This is a genomic window from Methanothermobacter sp. (genome assembly GCF_030055435.1).
In the GTDB taxonomy this organism is placed as follows: Archaea; Methanobacteriota; Methanobacteria; order Methanobacteriales; family Methanothermobacteraceae; genus Methanothermobacter.
In genome coordinates this window covers 29,619-41,271 of record NZ_JASFYG010000003.1, presented here as the reverse complement: position 1 = coordinate 41,271, position 11,653 = coordinate 29,619, and the positions used below count along the sequence as shown (strand labels likewise).

The following is an 11,653-nucleotide window of genomic DNA, read 5'->3' as shown; positions in this document are numbered from 1 at the left end:
AGAAACAGATACTCATGAAAAACCCTCACCCAGCAAAACTTTTTTATCATCCGACACCCAATTATCTAAGGGATTCCAATTACTCTCACTCCATGGAGGTTATGATATGAACATTGACCTTGAAGGATACTACAGGATGCGTTACAGTCTGTTCAGATGGAGACACAATCAGACATGGATCAGCAAGACAGTTATGGCATTTTTCATGGCCTGTATAACAGGTATAATGGCCCAGGTTGTGATTCCACTACCATGGACCCCGGTACCCATCACAGCCCAGACACTGGCAGTCCTCATGTCAGGTGTTGTCCTTGGAAGGTACTGGGGTGGACTGAGCCAGATCATATACGTCCTCATTGGTGCAGCAGGGGTGCCCTGGTTCGCAGGTATGACAGGTGGAGTCAATGTACTGATGGGTGCAACAGGAGGATATCTCATTGGATTCGTCCTTGCAGCGCTGCTGCTGGGCCACTTCGTTGACAGACACATTAGATCAAGGAAGTTCACACCGATGATGGCACTGATGCTTGTTGCAAACTTTGGCCTTATCTACATCCCAGGACTTCTTGTTCTGGGCCTCTGGACCCTGCAGACAACAGGACAAATGCCATCAGCATGGGAACTCCTTGCCATGGGGCTTTTACCGTTCATACCCGGCGATCTGCTTAAGATAACAGGGGCTGCGGCACTTACAAGGGCCATAACACCAAAGGAGCCCTACGGTGAAGAGGTTGACGTCCATAAATTCCCTGGATGGAGGCTGCCCTGAGCTGATAATCAGGGCACATCACCTCCTCTGTATGCGGGGGTTTCAGGGATACGGATACAGCAGGGAATTCATTGATAATATGGAGAGGATCCTCAAGTGGATCCATGATAATCCCAAGAAGCCAATAATGATTGTTGATTTTCCAGATGATATCTGTGCTGCATGTCCATTCCTTGATGAATCCGCCTGCCTGAGGGCCGAAGACACCGTGAGGCTCATGGATCAGATGCTCATGGATTTAATGGGTATAAAGAGTGGGGATGAACTGACATCCACAGAAATCGATGACCTAATCTCCCCAATCATAGATTCCCCTGAATTAACTGAGATATGCTGTGAATGTTCCTGGATTGACGTCTGCCTGGTACACAGAAATCCCTGAGGTGAAAATGATGATCCGGCGAAAACTCGGTTCAACTGGAATATCTGCTTCGATACTGGGGATTGGGGTCATGCGGTTCCCTGAGGTGAACGGTAAACTTGAGAGAGGATCTGCAGCGAAGATTATGGAGTTTGCCCTTGAGAGCGGCATAAACTACATTGACACCGGTTACACCTATCATGGCGGTGAAAGCGAGGTCTTCGTTGGGGAATTTCTCTCGGAAAATGATGAGTACAGGGACGATGCGGTGGTGGCAACCAAGCTTCCCACCTGGCTCGTTAACAGAAGAGAGGACATGTATATGTATTTTGAGGAGCAGATGAAGCGCCTCAGAGGCAAAATTGATATATACCTCCTTCACAACCTCAAAAAGGATTCCTGGCTGGTCCTCAAGGATATGGAGGTCCTTGATTTTCTTGACTCACTCCGGGATGACGGAATCTATGTTGGATTCTCATTCCATGATACAGCCGATGTATTCTTTGAGATAGCCGACTCATACACATGGGATGTCATTCAGGTCCAGCACAATATAGTGGATGACCACCAGGCAAACCCCGCCACCCTTGCATATGCCCACGGACTTGGTGCCGGTACTGTGATAATGGAGCCACTGAGGGGAGGCTCACTTGTACGTAACATCCCACAGGAAGTCCAGGAGATATATGAAATGGCCAGGACCCCCCGAAAGCCTGTGGAGTGGTGTCTCAGGTATCTATGGGATATGGATGATGTTGACGTGGTTCTAAGCGGTATGGGCAGTGTATCCGAGATCAGGGAAAATGTTGAAATCGCATTGAACTCCCAGGAGCTCACCAAAGATGACCGCGAAATTTTGAGGGAAGTTAAAAGGGCCTATCGCATGAGGAAGAGTGTTCCCTGTTCAGAATGTGGATACTGCATGCCCTGCCCTGAGGGTGTTGACATACCCCGCAACTTCAGGCTTCTGAATGACGTATACCGGTTCATGAGCACTGAGGGAGTGGAAACTGAGTACAGGAAAATCATGGATGCCAGGGAGCGGGCATCAAACTGTTCAGAATGCGGCTCCTGCATGCCCTGCCCCCAGATGATCGATATACCCTCTGAACTCAGGAGGGTCCATGAAAAACTTGGATAGGTGAACCCCTTGCTTGAAAGGATCAGATACTCAATCAAGATTGGGCTAATACTCGCGGTGCTTGGCTCTGCCGTCCTTTTTATATGGGGGATGATCGGGAGGATGGCTGTGGACTGGAACGTTCTGAGATCAGCCATTGAAGGTTTTGTTGCATTTGGAATATTTGGATTCATATTGGGATTTCTGATATATGACCTTGAACCCTAGATTTAAATGGATTTACAGAAGAAGGAAAATGGACATACTATGTCTTAATCATAGCTACATGGATAATGACTTATATATCCCCCAACATAGTATGATAGGGGGTGTGATTTCTTGAAGGCTCCTGAAAATTTCAACCTCATCGTAACCCTAAGCGGTCAGAAGGGTGGCCCTGCAGGTGAGGAGATAGTTGGCATTGAAGAGATCGAGATGGCGCTTTCAAGGTACGAAGGCGAACTCAGGGTCAGGGATTCTAATTTCCCAAATGTCCTGAAATTTGATCTTGATATGGACCCATTTGAGGCTGTTAATATAATCAGAAATTCTCCAACTACTGTAATATCCAAGGTCGTCCCTGTTGAGGCTGTTGTGAGAACAAGGCTGGACAGTATAATCGAAAGAGTTGCGAGCCTGGTATCTGAGAAGGTTAAGGTAGGGGAGAGTTTCAGGGTCATCTGTGACCTCAGGGGGCGGAGGTACATAAAGTCTCCAGAGGAGGTCGTTGAAGCAGTTTCAGATTTTTTAATGGAGAGATTTCCAATCAAGGAGTCCGAGGATCCCGACTGGATTATACAGATAGAGGTTGTGGGTGAGGCAACCGGTGTTAGCGTACTCAAGCCCCATGATGTTCTGAAGAAGGGGTGAAATTCACATTAGATACTAAAATATAGAAGGAGGTTTTTTCATGAAAATGAATGCTGGCGTCGTCATGGTTCTTTTTGCTGTGGCGGTCCTGGCTGGAACGGGTTGTGCTGTGGCTGCTAATGCACCCTTAAAAGTTGCTGTGGCTGGAAATACAACTATAGAGGATGGTGTTTACTACACCATCAACGGTGCCATGCCCACTGTAAAAAGTACCAAGTACACATCTCCGATTGTCCTCAACAGGACACTCAACATAAAGTACATGGTAATCAAAAACGGCACCGTGAAATACGGCATAATAAACCACGCCCTAACAGGAAACATCACCAACAGAACATACCCTAAACTGATATTCAACCAGACACCAATCATAGAACTCGAAAACGGCACATACTACCAGATAGGCAACGGCAACATCACACTCTACAACGGAACAATCGCCCTAACAGGAAACACAATCCTGAAATACTTCAAAAACAGCACAAACACAACAATGATGGGCATAATCAAAAACACACCTGCAATAGCTGTCAAAAAGGCCAAATGGATCAAGGTCAAGGTTAAGAAATGGTACAGAAGAGGCGGTAAGTGGAGATACTACTGGACCTACAGATGGGTAAAGAGGATTTACAGGGAACTCCAGCCAATCTAGCTTTCAAACTTTAACCGCCCACTTTCCTTTTTTTATATGTAAAAAAATCTTAAACTGGACTATTTGGAGCTTATATGCTTCATATTGTGGTTTTAAAATAAATATCGATCTCTTTTAGCATTCTATAACTGAATGATGTTTTGATTTATGAAAGCTTAGATGAGGTCTTCTGATTTTCACCAGCTCAGAGAAGTTTGCAGAGGCACAGGTTATTGCCAAAATGTGTTATGTTTAAATATAGATTAATTCAAATTAATTTTATAATATTTAAACTTGATTTTATTTTAGTATTTAATAGTTTCTAATTATGATTAAATAAAAAATTTTATATATAATTTATGATTAATGTATCTGAATGTACTACATACTAAAAGGGAGGTTTGGTATGAAAAGAACAGCTGGTTTAATTATGGCTGTCTTTGTCGCAATGGTTATTGCTGGAATGGGACAGGCAGCTGCAACCGATGATATAAGCGTTGGAGAACTGCCAATAGGGGGTTCCGGGGACTTTGTAGTAACCTCAGCACCCGCAGATGGCGTCTACTACACCATTGATGGTTCCATCCCGACAGTTAATAGTACACGGTACACAGCCCCAATTGTCCTCAACAGGACACTCAACATAAAGTACATGGTAATCAAAAACGGCACCGTGAAATACGGCATAATAAACCACGCCCTAACAGGAAACATCACCAACAGAACATACCCTAAACTGATATTCAACCAGACACCAATCATAGAACTCGAAAACGGCACATACTACCAGATAGGCAACGGCAACATCACACTCTACAACGGAACAATCGCCCTAACAGGAAACACAATCCTGAAATACTTCAAAAACAGCACAAACACAACAATGATGGGCATAATCAAAAACACGCCCGCAAAACTGGTCAACAAGGTCAGGATATCAAATGTTAAGGTCAAGAAATGGTACAAAAAATGGTACAAGAGAGGCGGTAAGTGGAGATACACTTGGAAATACAAATGGACCTACAGGCAGGTGAAACAGACCTACCAGGAACTTCAGGCCACAGCCTGAGTTCCGCACAAATCTTTTTTTTAGTTAATACTGGATTCTGAAAATTTATATTCAGGATCCAAGATAATATACATTCACAGATGATAAAGGAGGTTTAATTATTAAAAAACTAAGAACACTACCCCTTATTCTCCTCATATCATTCATAATGACAGGCTGCAGCTGCGGTGCAGATTACACCGTGGATAACACAACCTACCTGCAGATATTCACAGCCACCGGCGTCTCAGAGAACTTCACCCTCAACGGCACAGATTACACCCTCCAGGATGGAGATACCATCACATTTCTTGAGGGAATATATGAAAACGTTAACATCCTCATTAACAGGGCCATTAACCTAGTGGCATCTGGCATTGTGCAGCTCAACGGGTTCATTGACGTAAGTTCCTCAGCAAACATAACCGGTTTCAGTGTTAATGGATCAATTGAGTTAAACGGTAACAAAAGCTTCCTTAACAGGACAAACATCACAGGCACACTGGTTGTAAACGGCAACTCGTGTGAAGTCAATGGCTCAGGGATATTCAGCTCCCCCACATCACTTACCGTGAGGGGTGATAATGTAACCATAAGCAACAGTCTAATAAACGCTTCAGCATCACATGGTATCCTTGTGACCGGGAAAAACGCAACAATCACAGGTAACACCATAACGAACAGCAACGGAAGCGGAATTTTAATAAGGGGGGATGGCTGTGTGGCCAGAGGTAACACCATCTACCTCTCAAAGGGGGATGGGATAAACTCAAACGCATCAGGTGTTTCAATAGCAGGTAACAGCATATCCTTCAACTCAGGGCACGGTATAAATTCCTCAGGTAATGGTACAAGGATCACCAACAACACAGTGCTCCGTAACAACCTCACAGGAATCCACTCAACAGGTGGATGGGCAAATATAACCCAGAATACCGTCAAGTACTCAGGTGCCGACGGTATCTATGTTTCAGGAAATGGGTCCATAGTTCAGGGATCCTATGCGCAGAACAACACCCGCAACGGCATACATGTGGCTGGCCCCAGCTGCTCTGTTATCAGTTCATACTCATATTACAACGGTGAAAATGGGGTTTACTCCACAGGCTCAAATGCCTCATTCAGGTATGTGGATGCAAGTTTCAACAGAAAAAATGGAATATATTCCAGAGGGAGCAATGCTAGCTTCTTCTATATAACCAGCGCATCCTACAATGGCGAGAACGGTATACTCTCAGCTGGACAGAATGCAAGCATGCAGATAATACTGGACGTCTCCTCAAATTCCCATAACGGGATCTCAAGCCTCGGTGATAACGCATACATATGGTTCGTTGAGGTTAAAAATAATGGCCTCAACGGTATTTACTCCGCGGGGAAGGACCTTTACCTTTCATATGTGAGGAACGCCACCAACAACACCCTCAGCGGTATCAACTCAACAGGGATCAATGCCAGGATATTTGATGTCACCGTGAAACTCAACAGGCTGCATGGGATATACGCTTCAGGATACAACACCACGGTGGCATACTTCGAAGCACTTGAAAACCTCAAAAGTGGCGTATACCTTACAGGGGCCAGGAGCTACATCGTATCAGGGAACAGCAGTTCAAACCATCAGAACGGGGTTCAGGTTAATGGTGCCGATACAATCGTGCGATCAGTGAATGCAACAGACAATGCTGCCGCAGGAATAGCTGTCTATGGTAAGAACTCAATCGTATACAACTGCACATCCCTCAGAAACACTGATGGTGTATACACTGCAACAAATTCCAGGATAATTCTGACCAGGGTCTCTGGAAACAGAAACTGCGGTGTAAACGCCAGAGGAACCACAGGTGTGGAGGAAAGCACCGTAACAGGTAACAGGTATGGTGTTTATGTCGCCGGTGCCGGTTCAGTTATCTATTCATCCACCATAGGCAGCAACAGGGGCTACGGCATATACATTGGGGGCTCATCTGTAACCATCTACCGTAACACACTGCAGTACAATGGTGGCGACGGCATAACTGCAAGGGGAGGCTATGCAAAGATATACTACAACACTGCAAACAGAAATAAGGGTTCAGGTATAAACTCAGCCTCATACAGGGCGGTCATAGCATACAACCGGGCTTCATACAACAGTTACTACGGCATATACTCCTCAGGCAAGCGTTCAACCCTTGCAAAGAACACAGCATCAGGAAATAAAAAGGGGAATATAAGGAGACTTTAAAATTGACTTTTTAGGATTAACCTTTCCCCCTCATTTTTTAGAGGCTCTAGCCTTGTATGAATCATCCACTATTTTTTCATTACGGGATCAAGAACCCTAATACCCTCCTCCTTAAACATCATGAACTCCTCCCTGTTCCTCGTGTGAATGGGGTATATGGCCTCCGGTTCCACGTCGAGTATCATCTCCACAAGGTCAGATCTTCCTGCATGGCCTGAGGAGTGGAACCTCCTGTACTGTGCTATGCCAAAGTGCCTAAGCCAGTTGCTCTCCCTCTCTGCATCGATCTCCATCTCCTCATTGAAGGGTTCAGTCTTGGACTTGATGTAGGCCGCGCCCTCAGGTTTGATGTCTATGAACTCCTTGAAGTCAAAGTAGTCGCACTGGAAGAGGTACTCCCCTGGTTCCTCCTGGAGGTCCCTGTAGGTTATGATGTTGTCCAGTTCAAGGAATTGCCTTTCCCATCCCCTGTAATCCTGAACGATGTATTCCTCAGGGAGGTCAGCTGCAGGTATCCATTCACCATCAAAGCAGACATACGCATCTTCGCCGATAAGTCCCCACACTTTCCTTGGAAGGTAAACCGCAAGATCCCTGAGAGACGGGTAGTCCATGTCCTCAAACAGTTTAATGATATAGGCCTGTTTCAGGCTCACTGCAAGTGTCCTGTCAGAGTTCCTGGCGGCCAGGTAAAATGTCAGGAACCTGTCGAGGTCTCTTATGGGGTAATTGACAATGACAAGTCCCCTGTGGTGTGAGGCTATAGCTGCTGTTCTCCTCTCAATATCCTCCTCGAAGGTACTATTATCCTGGTCTATCCTTGTCCCCTCTGTTATGAGGATGTTTGGGGAAAACTTCCTTGCCTTTTTAACGAATTTTCTGGATTCATGATCCCTTCGACCCTTAAATCTGATGTCCCCAGTGTATACTATTGCCTCCTCTGATTCTATCAGGTACGCGCAGGAGCCTGGGACCGAATGGTCAACTGGTGCTGGTGTAATGCTAAATTCACTCGTGTACTGAGTTTTATAGGGTTTAAGAAGATTTATGGGCCTGTTTAATCTGGTATCATCGTCTCTTTTATGTGATGTGTTCCCTAATTTTCGCTTTTTTTCTACGAAATGAAACCTTGGGTTGTATTGAATGAGATCATGGTTCCCATTTGAAGTTTCTTCTATGGCCTTAAGGACTAGAAAGCTCTCCTCCGTCATATAGAAGGGTATATCGTGGCGTATGTACTTGAGGCATCCTGCATGGTCAAGGTGGGGGTGGCTCAGAAGCACCCCTGATACCGCCGGCTCCTCCTCAAACTTCATTCCAAGGTACCTCATCTGGTCCTCACGGTAAACCCCTCTTATCCTTGGGAGGGCCCCAAGCTCCATGAGGTCACCGAGACCATTGAAGCTCCTTGGCTGCAGGAACTCATCAAAGTAGAGTTTCTCAATGTTGAACCTCATCCCGAAGTCAAGGAATATCCCATCACCGTTGCAGGATACCTCTATCCTGTTACCACCGATCTCATCAACTCCACCATAAAATTTGAAATCCACCATGATACGCCTCCAGAGTTATCATAGGGTTACTTATGCGAGTATGCTGAGTATGAAGTAAAGCAGAAGTAGGCCAAACACACACCCCAGAACTCCCCTGCAGCAGTCATCATCCATACAATCACCCCCTTTTTTGTGATCCAGAATATTCAAGGCTGTGATCCCCCATCATGCTGAAACAACCATGAATCAACTGGTCCTGCATATTAAATATAATTTGTTTATATATTTAAAAATTTCCAATTTTTTATGATTTAAAGTTTAATAGAACAGGTTAAAGGTTGAAAACTATGGGTGCAAAACGAATGGATTATTGCGTTATATTTCCATATTACGAAGAACATGATAGTGAGCCTACCTTTTATAATTAATCTAGATCTAGAGACCCATAAGGTCTACATTTTATCATATACTCCATAAGGCCTCTATTTCATCGTTCCTGAAATCTAATTTTTTCAGGAGACATCGTTTAAGAAAGGTTCTGATTTTATAAGGAAGTTCAAAATCAGTTTGTAGGTAATTTAATTCATTATGATCGTGTTCTATCCTACCATGAGAAAGATAGTTCCTAATCTTAACAATTCTGTCCAGTTCCCTTGGTGTGATGTTCATGTCGCTATAATCCTTTAATTCCTTTAACCGGGTCTTCAGACTAACCTCACTATTAAAATAGATCTTATGATAAGCCTCCAGTCCATTAACATAGCTCAAAAACTCTTCTTCAAGCGACTTACGTGTATTATAAAGGTGATCCACGTAGAATCCCAAGACATGCTGAAAGGATGAATCAATGGCATTTGAAAGTATATCATGAAACTCACTTTTTATATCAGAAAATTTAATTCTAAAACTTTCAGGTCCACTTGACATAACTTTACCTGGGGTCACATGAGTTCCGATGTTATTCCATTCTCCATCACTACTTTTTCCCTGAATACATGAAGCATAAAATGGTTTTTCGGTTATGAATGACAGAATATTCTCAAATTTGATTAAAAAGTCTTTATAATCCCTATAATCTACAGGATCTCCTGAATGTGGGGATATATATGCAAAAAATTTACCTTTTAATTTAAACATTCGTGTGAGCATATCTGTTTCTAATCTTGTATTGGACTCAATTGAAACATTGAACCCATCTAAAACTGTGAAAAACAGTTTATTATCTGCTAATTTTATTTTAATCTCATCACCATCTTTGTTAATTTGAAATGGATGAAAATCTATGAAACCATAAAGTAATGGATAATGGACCCTCAACTCCTCAAACTTCATGTCCTCTGGATTGTAGAGCGTCAACATACATTTTTCCTCCCTCAGATGCCAGATGCTTCAAAACATCGAATAAAGGTTCATCGAATCCTTTAATCATGAGAAGTGCCTCCTTCAGGTATGAGGAAAAGGGATAAAATCATAGCCACCAGTAAGAGAGCCGCCCCCAGTCAAGACTGAACCTCAGGGCGGATAGAATGTTCCCTTTTACCTTGCGTATAATCTCAGAGCGGTACTCTGCTTCAATTTAGGTTGATGTTAATGTATCCTGTGGAGTATCAAGGTCGGCGCATATCACCACCTCCCTCTCTGAGAGGCCCTAAATGGTTCCAATCACGTTCCTGGATGTTTTAACGTCCCCTGACCTCAGTGAGTAATATTTGAATTCCTGGACCTCTGTTTTAAGTCCATATTTTCTGAACTGTGCTGCCAGGTAATCTGCAGCCTCTGCCTCTGCATGGGAGCTTGCTGGTCGTGGCCCTATATCCTTGCTCAGGTACCTCACGTGGCCTGTGAGATTAACTGCTTCCGCAGCATCCAGCTGGTAAAGGACAAGGAGGAGTACAAGAAGTGAGATTAGTTCCCTTTTCATCAATGTTTCTATGTTCCCCGGCAACTTAAATTTATTCAGGAACTTGCAGGTATGGGTGCTGAATTGTCAGAAGATGATGAATGGTATTTATAATTTACAGGATAATATCTACAGGTGAAATTATGGAGATGACAAAGTGTCTCAATGAGTGGAATGCGGTGGTGGAGGCCCTTGGTGAGGGTATTCAGACCCTTCTTATCAGGAAGTACAGGACGTCGGCTCCGAGGTTCCTCCTCTACCCCACAAAAAGTTATGCCCTGAACGATGACTTTCTGGGGGCCTTCAAGGCCGAGTACCATGACTTTGTAAGTGAACGGAAGCTCCCTGAGATGCAGGGTGATATGGCGGCTGTCAGGTACCTTGCAGAGGTTGTCGATGTTATTGAGAGACCCTCAAATCGCCTTGGAAGGTTCAGTGATTATCATATCTGGAGCCCGGAGCACGTCCGATCCTACCTCGACCGGAGAGGTTATGTTTGGATTCTCCGGGTCTTCAGGCTAAGGGAGCCTGTCTTCACAGGGAGGACGAGGGGAATGGTCTATGCCAATACCCTGAAACCCGTTGATATAGACGGGGCTGAACCTGTTATTGGTGATGATGAGTTCAGTTCAATCCTTGAGGAACTCAGGGGTTGAACTATAATTATTACTTAACAACACACTCAGACGTACACTTCAAGTGTAAAAAAGTACACTTTTTAAGAACTAATGCTTTTTAGTGACTTGAAAAAAATTAAAAAATAAAAAATTAATTAATTTTAGTTTCTTCCAGTTCCAAGGAAGTATCCGACGCCAACAAGGGCTACCAGTGCTATAACACCGATTATGGCGTATACTGGCATTCCGGTACTTGAACCCTGTGATGCAGTGGCCCTGCTCACCTCATAGGCCTTCCCGGCCTCAGCACCAGGCGAATCCGGGGAGGCACCGGTAACCTCAGAACCTGAAGTACCAGCATCACCGGGTCTTACATCTGGCCTATCTGATGATGAGGTTCGCCCGGCTGAAGTTGACCCTGTACCTGGCTCTCCCGGTTTCGGGGTTGAAGGGACATCAGGCTGGTATCCACCTGCTGGAGCAAATGCTGAGCTCTTTGTGGCCGCATACAGTTTCTCCTTAACCCTTGCAAGGAGATCAGGGTTGAGGTACTGCATGGCCCACTCCATCATCGCAATGTTACCGCAGCTGCAGTCACAGCAGGCAACACCATTTTC

The 11,653-nt window shown here is 44.5% G+C and carries 12 protein-coding genes and 1 pseudogene; 9 read left to right on the top strand and 4 right to left on the bottom strand.

The genetic code is table 11. The features are described 5' to 3' along the window. Positions 1 to 106: 106 nt before the first annotated feature. The 8 genes from QFX30_RS03655 to QFX30_RS03620 all read left to right on the top strand — a co-directional run bounded on the left by QFX30_RS03655 (position 107) and on the right by QFX30_RS03620 (position 7,026). Complete coding sequence (locus QFX30_RS03655; protein WP_300488409.1) at positions 107 to 769, top strand: biotin transporter BioY; 663 nt, start codon at positions 107 to 109, stop codon at positions 767 to 769. Then, the gene (locus QFX30_RS03650; RefSeq protein ID WP_300488407.1) at positions 723 to 1,151 is read left to right on the top strand and encodes a DUF1284 domain-containing protein; all 429 of its coding nucleotides are present in this window, start codon (positions 723 to 725) and stop codon (positions 1,149 to 1,151) included. The genes QFX30_RS03655 and QFX30_RS03650 overlap by 47 nt, the downstream gene beginning before the upstream one ends. Before the next feature lie 10 nt (positions 1,152 to 1,161). Further along, positions 1,162 to 2,271 carry an aldo/keto reductase gene (locus tag QFX30_RS03645; protein WP_300488404.1) on the top strand — a complete coding sequence of 370 codons (1,110 nt, stop codon included), beginning with the start codon at positions 1,162 to 1,164 and terminating at the stop codon, positions 2,269 to 2,271. 9 nt (positions 2,272 to 2,280) lie between these two features. After that, positions 2,281 to 2,478 (top strand): hypothetical protein, encoded by a 198-nt coding sequence (locus tag QFX30_RS03640; protein ID WP_300488401.1) that lies wholly within the window; start codon positions 2,281 to 2,283, stop codon positions 2,476 to 2,478. 111 nt (positions 2,479 to 2,589) lie between these two features. Then, positions 2,590 to 3,120, top strand: coding sequence for a THUMP domain-containing protein (locus QFX30_RS03635; RefSeq protein WP_300488398.1), 531 nt, complete (start codon positions 2,590 to 2,592; stop codon positions 3,118 to 3,120). A 40-nt stretch (positions 3,121 to 3,160) separates the two neighbouring features. Next, a complete protein-coding gene (locus tag QFX30_RS03630) occupies positions 3,161 to 3,772 on the top strand; it encodes a chitobiase/beta-hexosaminidase C-terminal domain-containing protein (protein WP_300488395.1) in 612 nt (203 codons plus the stop codon). 385 nt (positions 3,773 to 4,157) lie between these two features. Beyond that, positions 4,158 to 4,820, top strand: a complete 663-nt coding sequence (locus tag QFX30_RS03625) for a chitobiase/beta-hexosaminidase C-terminal domain-containing protein (RefSeq protein WP_300488393.1) — start codon at positions 4,158 to 4,160, stop codon at positions 4,818 to 4,820. Between the two features lie 148 nt (positions 4,821 to 4,968). Next, positions 4,969 to 7,026, top strand: a complete 2,058-nt coding sequence (locus QFX30_RS03620) for a right-handed parallel beta-helix repeat-containing protein (protein ID WP_300488391.1) — start codon at positions 4,969 to 4,971, stop codon at positions 7,024 to 7,026. A gap of 68 nt (positions 7,027 to 7,094) precedes the next feature. On the opposite strand, the gene QFX30_RS03615 is transcribed toward QFX30_RS03620, so the two are convergent. From QFX30_RS03615 to QFX30_RS03605, 3 genes are all read right to left on the bottom strand, one after another. Then, positions 7,095 to 8,579: an MBL fold metallo-hydrolase RNA specificity domain-containing protein gene (locus QFX30_RS03615; RefSeq protein ID WP_300488388.1), complete on the bottom strand. Its 1,485-nt coding sequence runs from the start codon at positions 8,577 to 8,579 to the stop codon at positions 7,095 to 7,097. A 402-nt stretch (positions 8,580 to 8,981) separates the two neighbouring features. Beyond that, positions 8,982 to 9,851 (bottom strand): hypothetical protein, encoded by an 870-nt coding sequence (locus tag QFX30_RS03610; protein WP_367186127.1) that lies wholly within the window; start codon positions 9,849 to 9,851, stop codon positions 8,982 to 8,984. A gap of 316 nt (positions 9,852 to 10,167) precedes the next feature. Further along, positions 10,168 to 10,440 (bottom strand): hypothetical protein, encoded by a 273-nt coding sequence (locus tag QFX30_RS03605; RefSeq protein WP_300488382.1) that lies wholly within the window; start codon positions 10,438 to 10,440, stop codon positions 10,168 to 10,170. A gap of 122 nt (positions 10,441 to 10,562) precedes the next feature. Between QFX30_RS03605 and QFX30_RS03600 the strand changes: the two genes are divergently transcribed. Continuing rightward, positions 10,563 to 11,075 carry a DUF1802 family protein gene (locus QFX30_RS03600; protein ID WP_300488379.1) on the top strand — a complete coding sequence of 171 codons (513 nt, stop codon included), beginning with the start codon at positions 10,563 to 10,565 and terminating at the stop codon, positions 11,073 to 11,075. Positions 11,076 to 11,197: 122 nt separating this feature from the next. Here the strand turns inward: QFX30_RS03600 and QFX30_RS03595 are convergent. Further along, positions 11,198 to 11,653 (bottom strand): annotated as a pseudogene (locus QFX30_RS03595) (hypothetical protein); the annotation flags it as partial.